This window comes from Demequina aestuarii (genome assembly GCF_000975095.1).
GTDB lineage: Bacteria > Actinomycetota > Actinomycetes > Actinomycetales > Demequinaceae > Demequina > Demequina aestuarii.
The window spans coordinates 528,316-542,591 of the sequence record NZ_BBRD01000001.1; the positions used below are offsets into that span (position 1 = coordinate 528,316).

At 70.7% G+C, this 14,276-nt stretch carries 12 protein-coding genes; 8 read left to right on the forward strand and 4 right to left on the reverse strand.

Features of this window, described 5'->3' with window-relative positions; translation table 11 throughout:
• Positions 1-10: 10 nt before the first annotated feature.
• Both AOP72_RS02535 and AOP72_RS02540 read right to left on the reverse strand, forming a co-directional pair.
• Entirely contained in the window at positions 11-1,264 is a 1,254-nt protein-coding gene (locus AOP72_RS02535; protein WP_062131952.1) for an LCP family protein, read from the reverse strand.
• A 109-nt stretch (positions 1,265-1,373) separates the two neighbouring features.
• Positions 1,374-2,573: an LCP family protein gene (locus tag AOP72_RS02540; protein ID WP_062131955.1), complete on the reverse strand. Its 1,200-nt coding sequence runs from the start codon at positions 2,571-2,573 to the stop codon at positions 1,374-1,376.
• Positions 2,574-2,725: 152 nt separating this feature from the next.
• Between AOP72_RS02540 and AOP72_RS02545 the strand changes: the two genes are divergently transcribed.
• From AOP72_RS02545 to AOP72_RS02560, 4 genes are all read left to right on the forward strand, one after another.
• Positions 2,726-3,730, forward strand: coding sequence for a glycosyltransferase family 2 protein (locus tag AOP72_RS02545; protein ID WP_062131958.1), 1,005 nt, complete (start codon positions 2,726-2,728; stop codon positions 3,728-3,730).
• 63 nt (positions 3,731-3,793) lie between these two features.
• A complete protein-coding gene (locus tag AOP72_RS02550; protein WP_062131961.1) occupies positions 3,794-4,114 on the forward strand; it encodes a WhiB family transcriptional regulator in 321 nt (106 codons plus the stop codon).
• Positions 4,115-4,138: 24 nt separating this feature from the next.
• A complete protein-coding gene (locus tag AOP72_RS02555) occupies positions 4,139-7,252 on the forward strand; it encodes a glycosyltransferase family 2 protein (protein ID WP_084631167.1) in 3,114 nt (1,037 codons plus the stop codon).
• The gene (locus AOP72_RS02560; protein ID WP_062131967.1) at positions 7,249-8,532 is read left to right on the forward strand and encodes a DUF5719 family protein; all 1,284 of its coding nucleotides are present in this window, start codon (positions 7,249-7,251) and stop codon (positions 8,530-8,532) included. Before AOP72_RS02555 ends, AOP72_RS02560 begins: the two co-directional genes overlap by 4 nt.
• A 53-nt stretch (positions 8,533-8,585) precedes the next feature.
• Here the strand turns inward: AOP72_RS02560 and AOP72_RS02565 are convergent, their stop codons facing one another.
• A complete protein-coding gene (locus AOP72_RS02565) occupies positions 8,586-8,987 on the reverse strand; it encodes a metallopeptidase family protein (protein WP_062131970.1) in 402 nt (133 codons plus the stop codon).
• Between the two features lie 70 nt (positions 8,988-9,057).
• On the opposite strand from AOP72_RS02565, the gene AOP72_RS02570 reads away from it, so the two are divergent.
• The 3 genes from AOP72_RS02570 to ahcY are packed head-to-tail and all read left to right on the forward strand — an operon-like array spanning position 9,058 to position 12,329.
• Complete coding sequence (locus tag AOP72_RS02570) at positions 9,058-9,411, forward strand: DUF3499 domain-containing protein (protein ID WP_062131973.1); 354 nt, start codon at positions 9,058-9,060, stop codon at positions 9,409-9,411.
• Positions 9,412-9,433: 22 nt separating this feature from the next.
• Positions 9,434-10,846, forward strand: coding sequence for a phosphomannomutase/phosphoglucomutase (locus AOP72_RS02575; RefSeq protein WP_152650381.1), 1,413 nt, complete (start codon positions 9,434-9,436; stop codon positions 10,844-10,846).
• Positions 10,847-10,883: 37 nt separating this feature from the next.
• Positions 10,884-12,329 (forward strand): adenosylhomocysteinase, encoded by a 1,446-nt coding sequence (ahcY, locus tag AOP72_RS02580; RefSeq protein WP_152650220.1) that lies wholly within the window; start codon positions 10,884-10,886, stop codon positions 12,327-12,329.
• 72 nt (positions 12,330-12,401) lie between these two features.
• Here ahcY and AOP72_RS02585 read toward each other — a convergent pair whose 3' ends face one another.
• Positions 12,402-13,229 (reverse strand): RDD family protein, encoded by an 828-nt coding sequence (locus tag AOP72_RS02585; protein ID WP_238581586.1) that lies wholly within the window; start codon positions 13,227-13,229, stop codon positions 12,402-12,404.
• Between the two features lie 41 nt (positions 13,230-13,270).
• Between AOP72_RS02585 and AOP72_RS02590 the strand changes: the two genes are divergently transcribed.
• Positions 13,271-14,266 (forward strand): stage II sporulation protein M, encoded by a 996-nt coding sequence (locus tag AOP72_RS02590; RefSeq protein ID WP_062131979.1) that lies wholly within the window; start codon positions 13,271-13,273, stop codon positions 14,264-14,266.
• The last annotated feature ends 10 nt before the right edge of the window (positions 14,267-14,276 follow it).

Below are 14,276 nucleotides of genomic sequence, written 5' to 3' on the forward strand. Positions count from 1 at the left end.
GAGGCCTCTCTCAGCTCTCCGGAACCACGCAGCTGTCGAGGATGTCCTCTTGCGTCTCGCGCACCGGAGACGCGGTGGGCTGCGGGGTGATCGCGGGCCCGGGGGAGGTCGTGCCCGCTGCCGACGGATCCGGAGAGGGCTCGGCGGTGGCTGACTCCTGATCGTCTTCGGGGATCACGATCGGCTCATCGTCCACGATCGACTGCCACATCGCAGCGGCCTCTGCCTCGCGCCACAGCACGTCGCCCGAGCCGTCGCCCGCGTACTGCCATGGCACGGTGGCGAAGGTCAGGTTCGCGGTGTCGAAGTTCCTCAGCGAGTAGGCGAGGCCGATGATGTTGTTGAGACTGCCGAGCTCGTTGTCGACCGTGAGGGACTCGGCCGCCGACCTCACGAACTGGGTGAGCTCGGGCACGTCAGTCAGGAGGTTCGAGCCGAACACCTGGCGGGCCGTGTTGGTGAGCAGCTCCTGCTGCCGGTCGATGCGCATCAGGTCTGTGCCGTCTCCGAGGCCGGTGCCGGTGCGGGCGCGGGCGTAGGCGAGAGCGGTCTCGCCGTCGAGCACCTGCGGCCCTGCCTCAAGATCCAGCTTGGCCTTCGTGGAGTACATGTCCTGCGGGATGCACATCGGGATGCCGCCCAGCGAGTCGACCATGTTCTGGAATCCCGAGAAGTCGACCATCATGAAGTGGCCGCTGAAGTCCACCCCGGTGAGGTCGTTGATGGTGCGCATCACGCATGCGGCGGCCTCGCCGCGGTTGCCATTCTGGCCTCCGTTGGCAAGCGCGATGTTGAACTTGCCGGTCCAGCCCTTCACCGTGCTGCCGTCGAACATCTGGCAGTCGGAGACCCGCACCCGCGAGTCGCGGGGGATCGAGACGACGTCGATTCGAGAGCGGTCGGCCGAGATGTGCATGACCATGGTGGTGTCGCCTCGCATGCCCTCCGTGACGAAGCCGCCGATCTCCCCGTTCTCGCCGTTGCGCTCGTCGGTGCCGATCAACGCGATGTTGATGGGTTCTCCTGGGGCGAAGTTCGTGGGGCCCTCCTCGACCGGCTCCGCCGTCGAGTTCTTGCCTGGGCCCAGCAGGCCGGAGACATCGTGCGTCTCGAGAGCGCCGACCGTCAGCTGGAGGTAGGTCGCGCCACCGACTGCGGCGAAGCCGAGGATCGCCGCCGATGCCGCCGCGAGCGTGCCGAGCACGCGCCGGTGAACGGCGCGCGAGGCGTGGCGCGGTCGGACGGGCCGGGTCGCTGCCGGCATGGGTTCCTCCAGGACGGGATGTGACGAGCGTGACGAGTGGGGGCTGGGCAGGTAACGCGCCAGTGAACGCGAGGGTTCCCGCGCCCGGTGGCAGCAGGAACGCGCGCGCTCACGAGCCGCACGCGTCCCGAATCTCGTCGATGCTATCGGGTGCGGCGCTGTTCGGGGAGTCTGGCTCGGGGGAATCCCCCGCGGCATCGGGGCCTGCGCTGGGATCCGCACCCCATTCGCTGGTCGCGTCTCCCTCCGACATCACCGACAGCGGACGGTCGTGGCGGATGTCGTCGAACATGCGCGACGCGTCGTCGGTCATCAGCACGTTGAGGCGATCGTCGGTGTACTCCCAGGGCACCGTCGTGACTGTGAGGGCGTCGGCGGTGACGCCCCGGAGGCCGTAGGCAAGGCGGACCATGAAGTCGAGATCGCCGAGCTGCTCATCGGTGGTGAGCGACTCCGCGCCCGCCCGAATGAAGCTGGTCAGCGCTCCCACATCGGTGAAGAGGCTCTTCTCCCTGGCCGTCTGAAGCGTGCGCTCGAGCAGCTGCTGCTGGCGTGTGATGCGTTGGAGGTCGGAGCCCGAGACGTCGCCCTCCTCAGCAGTGCGCAGCCGTGCGTACCCGAGCGCCTCCGCCCCGTCGAGCACCTGAGCACCGGCGTCGAGCTCGAGATCTGCCCTCTTGGACACGATCCGCTCCGGGATGCACATCGGAATGCCGTCGAGGGCGTCCACCATGCGGGTGAACCCCGCGAAGTCGATCACCGCCCAATGGTCGATCGGGATGTCGGTGATGTCGTGCACCGCGTTGATCGTGCACGCGGCGGCCTCCGCTGGGTCGTCATGACGCCCGCCATTGGAGAAGGCCACATTGAAGTCGCCGTACCCGCCCGGCACCACGGTGCCGTCGAAGAGGGTGCAGTCGGGGATCTCGACCTGGAGGTCGCGGGGGATGGACACCAGCTCCACGCGGGAGCGGTCTCCCGAGAGGTGCGCGACGACGGTGGCGTCGCTGCGCATGCCCTCGACGCCATCGGTGACGATCTCGCCGTTCTCGTCGGAGCGCACGTCAGAGCCGATGAGCAGGATCGTGAGCGGGTCGCCGGCGAGCTCCTCGACCGGCGAGTCCGGCGTCCTCGTCACGAGAGGTTTGGCGTCCCGCGTGTCGATCGCGCCGCCGAACTGCACGGCGATGGTCTGTACCCAGACGATGGCGAACCCGGCCGATGCCGCGAGAGCGATGGCGATCGTGCGACCAAGAGCGTGCGTGCGGGCGCGGCGCGCGTGCCGGACGTGACCGATGCGTCTGGACACGCAACTCTCCTCGTCGTCGTCGACAGTGCGCGGAGCATTCCCGCCTTCTGTCAGCGCAGACCTGGCATGGCGGCTGCGCGGTGTTCGTGCTGGATACCTCGCACTTTCGGGGCGTCCCACTCTTCTCAGATAGCCTACGTGTCGTGCCCGCCATGCCTGAAGCCGCTGCCCGTCCCGGCGTGTCGGTCGTCATGCCCGTGCGCAATGAGGAGTCCGCTCTCGACGGCGCGGTGGGCGCCGTGCTGGCAGCGGGGTACTCCGGGCCGCTCGAGGTCGTGATCGCGGTGGGCCCCTCTGACGATGCGACCGCGGACATCGCACGACGGCTCGCCGAGGCGCCCGGCGTCGTGGTGGTCGACAACCCCAGCGGTCGCACCCCCGACGGCCTCAACGCCGCCATCGCCGCAGCCCAGCACGATGTCCTCGTGCGGATGGACGGCCACGCGCACATGCCTGCCGGGTACATCGACCTCGCGGTCGACGCGCTGCTCCGTACCGGTGCCGCCAATGTGGGCGGCCGCATGGTGCCGACGGCCGATGCTCCCTTCGGCCGAGCAGTCGCCGTCGCCATGTCCTCGCGGTTCGGGCTCGGCGGCGCGGGCCACCGCCTCGGCGGCGTGGAAGGCGAGGCGTCCTCCGTCTACCTCGGGTCGTTCCGTCGAGACGCGTTGGCAGACGTCGGCGGCTACGATCCCCACTTCGTCCGCGCGCAGGACTGGGAGCTCAATCACCGGCTGCGCGAGGCCGGTCACGTCGTCTGGTTCGTGCCGGAGATGGCGGTGCCCTATACGCCGCGGTCGCGCTGGTCTGCGCTCCGGCGGCAGTTCTTCACGTCCGGGCAGTGGCGTCGAGAGGTGGTGCGCACCCACCCCAGCACTCGGTCGCCGCGGTACCTGGCGGCGCCGGCGATGGTAGTGGCCAACGCGGCGGCGATCGCGACCGCGGGACTGGGCGCAGTGCTGGGGACACCGGCCCTCGCATGGCTGCTCGTGGTCCCCGGGGCCTACGTTCTTGGCGTGTTCGGCGCGAGTGCGTCTCTTGCGCGACGCACCGGAGCACGAGCGGCGCTCGCGATGCCCGTGGTGCTCATTACCATGCATGTTGCCTGGGGCGTCGGATATTTGTGTGGTGTGCGCTACTCTCGACTTGACGCATAGGGATGACAACGGTGTAATTCCTACATGCAGGAACTCCTGCAGCAGCGAATCGGAGGACGGCCTATGTGGAATATCTACGAAGGCGCAGTGCCCTCGGACGCAGGAAAGCCCGCACCGACCCTCGCGTCGGTCGTGGACATCTTCGATGGGGCCGACGATGACGGTCCCCTGGGCTGGCAAGAACGCGCGCTGTGCGCTCAGACCGATCCCGAGGCCTTCTTCCCTGAGAAGGGCGGATCCACCCGCGAGGCCAAGAAGGTCTGCGCCTCGTGCGACGTGCGGTCAGAGTGCCTCGACTACGCGCTCGAGAACGACGAGCGCTTCGGCATCTGGGGCGGGCTGTCGGAGCGCGAGCGGCGCAAACTCAAGCGTCGCGCTGTCTAGCCGGTCGGCCTGCGTGGGCATCGCATGAGCCCCGCGCGCCTGACAGTGCGCGCGGTCGTGGTCTCGGACGCGCGCGCCCCTCAGCTCTTCGCGGCCCTGGACGCGATCCTCGCTCAAGACCCCGCTCCCGACGCGATCCATCTGCTGCTGACCGCTGACGTCGACGCTCCGGACCACGGCTGGGACCCTCGCATCGATGTGCGGCGCGTCCAGGCCGACTCATGGGGAGAGGCGGTCGCAACTCTCGTCGCCGAGGTGCCCGCAGCCCCACACGAGCTGCTGTGGCTCCTTCACGACGACATGGCGCCGCTCCCGGGCGCCCTCGCGGCGCTCACCGCCACCGCTCGCAAGCGCCTGCGCGCCGGAGTGATCGGCGCCGCCCAGGTGCGGTGGGACGATGCGTCCCGGCTCGTCAACCTCGGCACCACCACCTCCCGCATCGGCGCGCGCCGGCTCGCGCTCGTCGAGGAGGAAGACGTCAATCAGGGGCAGTACGACGATCGCGACGACGTGCTCGCGGTGTCGTTGGGCGGCGCACTGGTCCGGCGCGAGCTGTGGGAGCGGCTCGGCGGCATCGACCCTGGGTGCGACGGCTGGTCCGAGAGCCTGGACTTCTGCAGACGCGCGTGGCGATCGGGCCACGACGTGGTCGCTGTGCCCGCGGCGAAGGTGCGGCATGGCCAGGAACGGCTGTACGGCCGACGCGGTGGGTCCGGTGGCGGGCGTCGCTCGACGTATGCCGTCCGGCGTGCGTCCGAGTGGTACCACGCGCTCACCTACTCGCCGCTGTGGGCGGTGCCGCTGCTGCTCGTGTGGACCGTGATCTCGGCGCTCGCACGCGCGGTGCTGCGCATCGCTCAGAACGAGCCCCGCCTCCTCGTCGCCGACCTGGTGGTGCCGTGGCGAGTGCTCGCGCTCGTGCCGCGGCTGCCGCGCTCCCGACTCCAGGTCCGTCAGGCGGGGAGGGAGGGTCGTGCGGCCGAGAAGAGCCTGCTGGCCGGGTCTCGTCAGATCGCCCACCACGTTCGCGCCCTCGAATTCGGCGTGCGCGACCGCCGCAAGGCTGCGGCCGCGCCCACCGATGTCGTGAAGGCCGAACTGCTGACGGCACGGCGACGGCGCAGGGCCGTCCTGGCCGCTCTGGCCGTGCTGCTCGCGGGTGTGTCGGTTGCGCTCCGGCCACCCTGGGTCGCGGGGATCGTCGGGGGTGAGATGCTGTCCGGCACCATGCTCGGTGTCACCGATCCCGGCATCGGCGCGCTGTGGGACCGTGCCCTCACCGGATGGTCGGCGCAGTCGCTCGGCGCGCCCTCGATCGATGCGGGCCTGAGTGCGCTGCTGGTGCCGCTCGCTGCGGCACCCGGCGGGCTCGCCGTGAGCCTCGGCCTCCTCTTGGTCTTCACCCCGCTGGCCGCTGGACTCGCGCTGTGGGCGGCGTCGGGCGCCTTCACCCGGTCCCTCGCCGCGCGGGCACTCGCGGCCGTCGTCTACGCCCTGTGGCCCGCCGCGCTGGTCGCCGTCGACCAGGGCCGCGTCGGGGCCGTCGTCGTCCACATCGTGCTTCCGTGGGTCGTCCTCGGCCTTGCCAGGGCGGGCGGCTGGCAGCGGGGCGAGCGCATCGGCGGGGGAGACGAGCACGCCGCACGGCCGCCGTCCTCCAGCGCCGCGATGGGCGCGGCCGCGATGCTGGGCGTGGTGGTGATCGCCGCCCCGGTGCTGCTCGCACCCGCCCTCGTCGTGATCGCGGTGCTCGGCGCCGCCGCCGGCCGCCTGCGGTGGAGACTCTGGGGCGTCGCGATCCCTGCGCTCGTGCTGTCCGCGCCGGGACTCATCGCAGCGTGGAATGCCGGCCCCTTCACGCGCGATGCTCTCGCGATCGTGGTGCGTGAGCCCGGGCCCAGCGGCACCGCGGCCATCCAGTCGTCGCTGGATCTCCTCACGGGGCTCGACCTCGACGTTGCCGGAGTTCCGCAGGTCCTGATGCTGACTGCGAGGGGGCTCTCCGGACTCGTGGTCCTGGCGGCGGTCGTCGCGGCCCTGATCGGCAGGCGCCGGGCGCTGTCGGCGCTTGCCGTCGTCGCCGCCGCCCTCGGGCTCGCGGTGGCGGTCCTCGTGCAGGGCGTGACGATGTCTCCCGATGCAGGCTCTGGCGGCGAAGCGGCCGCCGGGTTCTACGGACCAGGAATGTCCGTGGTGGCTGTCGCCTTCCTCGTTCTTGCCACCTCTGCGGCGGCCGACGTGTGGTTCGCGGGTGCCGGCGCCGCGCGAGCCTGGCGGCGCGTGGGCGCGATCGCCGTCGGCGCGGTGCTCGTGGTCGCGACCGCAGGAGCGGCCGCGGCCCAGGTCTGGCCCGCTCGCGAGTCCGATGACGACGTCGCACCGGTCGCGCGCGACGTCCTTCCGCTGGTGGCAGCGATCGAGCAGGGGACGGAGGAGCGCCAGCGTGTCATCACGCTCGCCGAGGTCGATGGCGTGGCCACGTATGCGGTGCTGTCCTCCGACGGGCCCGATGTGGTGTCGTCCGCCGCGACGCTCACCGCGACGGGCTCTCCCGCAGCACGCCGAGACGCCGCGCCCATCGCGGGCGCCGCCGATCTGGGCGCGGCGGTGGCGGGCCTCGTGACCTCCAGCAGCGATGCGGCCAGTGCGTTGGCGCAGTGGGGCGTCGGCGTCGTGGTGGCCGCACCAGGGTCCGAGGGCATCGCTGACGCCCTGGCGCAGACCCCGGGCCTTGCGCTCATGGGAGCGTCTGACCGCGGCACGTCGTGGCGCATCGGCGCTCCGGAGGGAGACGGCCGAGTCGCTCGCGCGTGGATGGAGACACGCGACGGGGTCACCGCAGCGAGCATGGGGCACGCGACGGGAACCGTCGACGCGACAGGGCCCGGCACGCTGGTCGTCGCAGCAGCCGCAGACTCCGCGTGGCGGGCCACTCTCGACGGTGCACCGGTGGTGGCCGTCGAGGACCCGCTCGGCCGCCAGGCCTTCGCGGTGTCAGGGCCGGGAGAGGTCGTGTTCTCCTATGACGACCGCGGATACCGTGCCTGGTTCTGGGCCGCCGCGGCGACGCTCGCCTGGGCGGCCATCGGGTCCATTCCGGCCCGCTCGCGCCGCGCGACCGAGGAGGACGAGAGATGATTCGCACGCTGGCCATCGTCGCCGCTCTGCTGGGCCTCGCCGCCGCGATCGCACTCGACGCCCCGACCCCGGGTGGGGCCCCGGCCGCGACGGCGACCTTCGCGTCGGACCCCCGCACTCTTCCTGCGGTGTGCCCCGGCACGCAGACGATTCCCGTGGGCGATATCCAGTCAGGCGACGCGGAGCTCGACTCCGGCTCGGACGAGGTCGACTTCACGGTGCTGCCCGAGGGCGGTGAGGTGATCGACGGCGGGACTGCGTTCGAGGGCGTCGGAATGTCGCTCGAGCGCATCGGCTCAGGCGACATCGCGGGCCTCGCCGGCATGACCTGTGCGCCCACCTCGCGCGACCAGTGGCTGGTCGGCGGGTCGACGGAGCTCGGCGCGAGCGCGCGGCTGGTGCTCTCGAATCCAGCAGACACGTCGGTGCGCGCAGAGGTCGCTCTCCACACTCCCGTGGGCGCCGTCGACGGCGTCACGTCGGTGGTGATCGGACCGGGTGCCCAGCGCATCGTCCTGCTCGAGGCGATCGAGCCCGAGATGCCGGCAGTCGCGGTCCACATCACCGCCGGAGGCCTCGGCGTCAGCGTGGCAATCCAGGATTCGCGGCTCGACGGCTTCACTCCAGCGGGCTCCGACTGGGTGACCGCATCGGCGGTGGGCGAGGCCCTGGCGGTGCCGGTCCCTGCCGAGTCCGATGGCGGCCGCGGAGCGACGGTCACGCTCATCGCCCCCGACGGTGCCCAGGTGGATCTCTCGATGGTCACGGACCAGGGCGAGGTCACGTGGATCGGCGAGTCAGCGCTCACCCTGGAACCAGGGGTGCTGACCGAGATTCCAGTCCCGCAGGCGGCCCCCGGCACGGTGCTCATCGACGCCAGCGCCCCCGTCGCCGCTGCCTCGCGCGTCCGCATCGAGCGCGACGCTCCCGCAGGCCAGGGCACCCAGGCGTACGACTTCGCCTGGACCGGTTCCCAGGCACGCGCCGATGCGCGCGAACGGGCGGTCGTGGTGCCCCCGGGTGAGGTGTCCCTGCTGGTCCATGCTGACGCGGCGGGCGCAGTCGACTTCGATGCGGTCGGCGAGACCCTGACGGTGACCGTACCGGCGAGCGGAAGCGTGATCGTGCCTGTCGACGTCGCGGCGGGCGTGCGTCTGTCAAGCACGACGGAGGCGTCGTGGACGCTGGTGGTGACCGACGACCCCGGGTTCCTGACCACCATCGAACCGGTGTCGGTCGAGATGTCGTCAGTCGAGACGACGGTCATCGTCGGGGGTTAGCCTCCCACGGTCGCCTCGGTCAGCCGGCGCCGCTCGGCTGGGCGGTGCCACCGCTAGTCGGTTCCATAGTGCGGATCGATGTCCTCCGGCGCGCGGCCCAGCACCGCCCCCACCTGCTCGGCGAGCACGTCGCGGACGAGGGACGCGAGGTCGTCGGAGTCCGCGCGCAGCTCCATGGGACGCCGGTACAGCACCACCCGGGTGGGCTGGCCGAGATCGGCAGGGAACACCCGGCCCAAGGGCACGCCGTGCTCCCACGGCGTCGGATCGGATGGAGGCACGTCCTCGGCGGCGAAGTCGATCCGCCCCCATCGCGATCCCCATCGGCTCTCGAGCCGCTCGGCTCCGTCTCTCACCCAATCGTCGAACACGTCCGCGCGGGTGCGATAGCCCGGCGCGTCGTAGGGGAGCAGGGGCGCGCGGAGGCCGCGGTCGTGGCGGTCCCGGCGTCCCATGGCGTCCACGCTACCCGCGCATCGGCGTGGCAGCCGGAAGCGACGGGGCCGCGCGGGTAGCGTCCCAGGCGTGAAGTCGACTCGTCAGTGCTCCCGTACCTCGTGCTCCCGCCCAGCGGCGGCGACGTTGACGTACGTGTACGCCGATTCGACGGTGGTGGTGGGGCAGCTGGCTGCCGACGCCGAACCTCACAGTTACGACCTGTGCTCGCATCACGCAGATCGGTTCTCCGCGCCGCGTGGCTGGGATGTGGTGCACATCCACCAGGACTTCGTAGACGCCGGGCCCACTCCGGACGATCTCGACGCCCTCGCGCGAGCGGTGCGCGAGGCTGGCAGGCCACGCCCATCGCAGCAGCCGCCGGCTCCGCTGGCCTCCGAGCCCCGCCGCGGACACCTGCGCGTGGTCTCCGGGGACGCCTGAACGCTACCCTGGGCGCGTGACCCTGCGCCCTGATCTCAGCTCCCTCATCAAGTCCTACGACGTCCGCGGCATCGTCGGTGTCTCCCTCACCGTGGACGTCGCTCGTGCGATCGGCGCGGCCTTCGCCGATGCCGTGGTGCTTCCCGATGGGGAGAGCCAGGTGGTGATCGGCCGCGACATGCGCGACTCGGGGCCCGCCCTGGTCGAGGCGGTGGGTGAGGGCCTGCGTGACCGGGGAGTCGACGTGATCGACATCGGCCTGTGCTCGACGGACGGCCTCTACCACGCGTCCGGCGCCCTCGAGCGGCCGGGAGTGATGGTGACGGCCTCGCACAATCCCGCGGCCTATAACGGCATGAAGCTGTGCCGGCGCCTCGCGCGTGCCGTCGGAGAGAACACCGGGCTGGGCGACGTGCGATCGCTCGCCGCGGACTACCTGGCCGACGGCATCCCCGTCGCACCGGACAGGGGCGACGCCGTCGAGCGCGACATGCTCGCCGACTACGCGGCCTTCCTGCGCTCGCTCGTCGATCTGAGCGCGAATCGCCCCCTGCGCGTCGTGGTGGATGCTGCCAATGCGATGGGGGGGTACACGGTGCCCGCAGTGCTCGGCACGGGCGCCGGACTGCCCGAGCTGCCGCTCGAGATCATTCCGCTGTACTTCGAGCTCGACGGCACCTTCCCGAACCACGAGGCGAACCCCCTGGACCCCGCGAACCTGGTCGACCTCCAGGCGGCGGTGCGCGAGACCGGTGCGGACATCGGGCTCGCCTTCGACGGCGACGCCGACCGCTGCTTCGCGGTGGACGAGCGCGGCGAGGTGGTGCCCGCATCGGCCATCACCGCCCTCGTCGGGCTGCGCGAGAGCGCTCGCGAGCTCGCCGCGGGCCGCACCCCCACGGTCATCCACAACCTGATCTCCTCCCGTGCCGTGCCTGAGCAGCTCACGGCGGCTGGCGCCACCCCGGTGCGCTCGCGGGTGGGCCACAGCTACATCAAGGCGGAGATGGCGCGCCTCAACGCCGTGTTCGGCGGCGAGCACTCCGCTCACTTCTACTTCCGTGACTTCTTCTTCGCCGATTCGGGGATGCTCGCCGCGATGCACGTCCTGGCCGCCCTCGGCTCGCAGGAGCGGCCGCTCTCGGCTCTCCTCGAGTCCCACAGCCCGTACGCGGCGTCCGGAGAGATCAACTCGACAGTCGAGGACGCATCCGCGGCCATCGCCCGCGTGCGTGCCGAGTTCGCCGATGATTCGATCGAGGTCGATGAGATGGATGGCGTCACGCTGTCGCACTGGCACGCCGAGCCGCGGTGGTGGATCAACATCCGAGCGTCCAACACTGAGCCGCTGCTGCGGCTCAACTGCGAGGCCGCCGAGCCGATCGAGATGGAGAGGGTGCGCGACGCCGCGCTCGCGGCCATCCGCCATTCCTGAATCCGCTGTCGACCGCCCGAACCGAGGAGCCCCACCCGTGACCCTGACCGACTACGTCATCGCCGATCTATCCCTTGCGGAATCCGGCCGCCACCAGCTTCGGCTCGCGGAGCAGGAGATGCCGGGCCTGATGCAGCTCCGTGAGGAGTTCGGAGAGTCCCAGCCGCTCGCGGGCGCCCGCATCGCCGGGTCGCTTCACATGACCACGCAGACCGCGGTGCTCATCGAGACGCTGACGGCGCTGGGCGCCGACGTCCGCTGGGCGTCGTGCAACGTGTTCTCGACGCAGGACGATGCGGCCGCGGCTGTGGTCGTGGGCGCGGGCACGTACTCGGCGCCCGACGGCGTGCCCGTGTTCGCGGTCAAGGGCGAGTCGCTCCGCGAGTACTGGGAGTACACGGACCGGATCCTCACGTGGGAGGGCCACGACGGCCCCACGCTCATCCTGGACGACGGCGGCGACGCGACCCTGCTGGTCCATGAGGGTGTCAAGGCCGAGCGCTCCGGCTCCGTGCCGGCACCGCTCGAGGAGGAGGACCCCGCCTACAACGCCGAGGTCGAGTCGATGCGGCACGTGCTGCGCCGCTCGCTGGAGTCGGACCCGCAGCGCTTCACGCGCATGGCGGCCGGCATCGTCGGCGTGTCGGAGGAGACCACCACCGGCGTGCACCGGCTCGACCAGATGCACGCCCGCGGTGAACTGGCGTTCCCCGCGATCAACGTCAACGACTCGGTGACCAAGTCCAAGTTCGACAACCGCTACGGCATTCGGCACTCGCTGCCTGACGGCATCAACCGTGCGACCGACGTGCTGATGGGCGGCAAGGTGGCCTTCGTCGCGGGCTACGGCGACGTCGGCAAGGGCGCGGCAGAGGCGCTGCGCGGACAGGGCGCTCGCGTCGTGGTGAGCGAGGTCGACCCCATCTGCGCACTGCAGGCGGTCATGGATGGCTACGAGGTGGTCCGGATCGAGGACGTCGTGGGCCGCGCCGACTTCTTCATCACCACCACCGGCAACAAGGACATCATTCGCGTCGAGCACATGGCTGCGATGAAGGACAAGGCGATCGTGGGCAACGTGGGCCACTTCGACAACGAGATCGACATTGCGGGGCTCGCCCGTTCGGGAGCCAAGCATCAGCCCATCAAGCCGCAGGTCGATGAGTGGACGTTTGCGGACGGCCACAGCGTCATCGTGCTGTCCGAGGGACGGCTGCTCAACTTGGGCAACGCGACCGGTCACCCCAGCTTCGTGATGAGCACCTCGTTCGCGAACCAAGTGCTCGCGCAGATCGAGCTGTGGGTCAACCTCGAGGCCTACCCGCTGGGCGTGCACCGCCTGCCGAAGGTGCTCGATGAGAAGGTCGCGCGCCTGCACCTCGACGCCCTCGGCGTGCGACTCACGGAGCTCACTGCGGATCAGGCCGACTATCTGGGTCTGCCGCAGCATGGCCCGTTCAAGTCCGAGCACTACAGGTATTGACCACCGGGCGGTAGTGACTGCAGGCGGCCGATGCGTGCGCGACGATGCGCGCATCGGCCCTCGGTCAGTGGGTCAGTTGACGGCGTCGGGGATGCCGTATGGCAGTGTGCTCACCCGTGCGGATTCTCCCGCCGCGCGAGCGGAGAGCCGCGACTCGATGGCGGTCTCGCGCGAGCGGCGCTCGGCGAGCACCGCCGCGATCATGTACTCCTGGTGCGTGCCGACCGGCGGCGCGGGCGAGACGTATTCCGTGAGGCGCTCGGACAATGCGGCGGCGAGGCGGGCGCGCGAGCCCAGGTGCAGGTCATTCGCGCGGGCAAGGAACATCCGGCACGTGAGCGCAAGCCCGTCCGGCAGTCGGCGGATGTCCGCCGTCGAGGCCCACGCGGCGAGGTGCGGAGGCATGTCGACGGGTGGGAGGGCGCGCTTGGCGCCGCGCACTCGCATCGCGTACGTGCCCGCGAGCATGTCGCCCAGCCGCTTCGCGCGGGCGGACAGCACGGACACGGTCATCGCCAGCATGCCCAGCGTGCCGAACACCTCGACCAGTCCCACGAGCGACCGCGTGAACGCATGGCGGAACGAGACGGGCCCGCCGTCGTCGCGCACGACGCGCAGACCGGTGGCGTAGCGGCCCGGAGAGCGGCCGCGGGTGAGGGTCTCGACCAGCGCCGGCACGAGCACGAGCATCACGACCGCAGCGATGATCAGCAGCGCCCGGACGAGTGCCTCGTTGAGCGGGATCACGGCCCGCTCGACGGCCGCGATCGCCAGCAGGGCGGGGACGCCGTAGGCGACAAGATCGATGATGCCGGACAGCATCCGCATCGTCACCGAGGCCGCACCGGTGCTGAGCACCACGCCTTCGCCCGTGAGGATCTCGTCGTCGATCTCGTCCACCGTGTACTCCCTCTCCGCCGCTCCTATGGCATCGTAGCGGCGTGGACATCGACGCTTTCTCCCAGGCTCGCGAGGCCCGCTGGGCTCGTCTGAAGGACCTCTCCGGCCGGCGCCGCCTCACAGGCGAGGAGGCCGACGAGCTCACCCGTCTGTACCAGTCGACGTCCGGAGACCTGTCCGCGATCCGTTCCGCGGCCCCTGAGCCCGGCCTGGTCACTCGACTGTCGATCCTGCTCGCCGGTGCGCGCGTGTGGCTCACGGGCGCGCACGAGGTGTCGACTCACGGCCTTCGCCATTACTTGACGCTGGGGCTGGCCGCCGCGTTCTACCGGGTGCGGTGGTGGGGAGTCATCGTCTTCGCGGCGGTGGTGGCCATGGCCGCAGTGTCGGCGTGGTGGACCGTGACCCACCCCGGGGCTCTCGCACTCGTCGGGACGCCCGAGGAGCGGGCGGCCGTCGCCGAGCTCGAGTTCGCGAGCTACTACTACGAGTACGACTCCTCGTCGTTCGCCGCGACGGTGTGGACCAATAACGGACTCATCGCGCTGCAGTGCATCGCCTTGGGCATCACCGGGTTCTTCCCGATTCTCCTCATGTACAACACGGTCATCCAGCTGGGAGTCGCCGCCGCCGTGATGGCCGAGGCCGGGCTGCTCGACATCTTCCTCCAGCTGATCATCCCGCACGGTCTGCTCGAGCTGAGCGCCGTGTTCGTGGCCGCTGGCGCGGGCCTCCGGCTGTTCTGGACGATGCTCGTGCCCGGGGACCGCGCGCGCGGAGAGGCTCTCGCGCAGGAGGGCCGCATCGCCGTGAGCGTCGGCATCGGGCTCGTCGGAGTGCTGTTCCTGTCGGGACTGATCGAGGGATTCGTGACCGGGTCGCACATGCCGTGGTCCGTGAAGATCGCGATCGGCTCGCTGGCATTCGGGGCGTTCTGGCTCTACGTCTTCGTGATCGGCCGCCACGCGGTCGCCTCGCAGATCACGGGGGACTCCGAGGGGGACTTCGCCACTGACACCGCCGCGGTCGTCGGCTGAGGACTCAGCG

Bases quoted from the DNA above. Each gene is read 5' to 3' on its own strand.
- AOP72_RS02535 (WP_062131952.1), bottom strand. From the start codon at position 1,264: ATGCCGGCAGCGACCCGGCCCGTCCGACCGCGCCACGCCTCGCGCGCC.
- AOP72_RS02545 (WP_062131958.1), top strand. From the start codon at position 2,726: ATGCCTGAAGCCGCTGCCCGTCCCGGCGTGTCGGTCGTCATGCCCGTG.
- AOP72_RS02550 (WP_062131961.1), top strand. From the start codon at position 3,794: ATGTGGAATATCTACGAAGGCGCAGTGCCCTCGGACGCAGGAAAGCCC.
- AOP72_RS02555 (WP_084631167.1), top strand. From the start codon at position 4,139: ATGAGCCCCGCGCGCCTGACAGTGCGCGCGGTCGTGGTCTCGGACGCG.
- AOP72_RS02560 (WP_062131967.1), top strand. From the start codon at position 7,249: ATGATTCGCACGCTGGCCATCGTCGCCGCTCTGCTGGGCCTCGCCGCC.
- AOP72_RS02565 (WP_062131970.1), bottom strand. From the start codon at position 8,987: ATGGGACGCCGGGACCGCCACGACCGCGGCCTCCGCGCGCCCCTGCTC.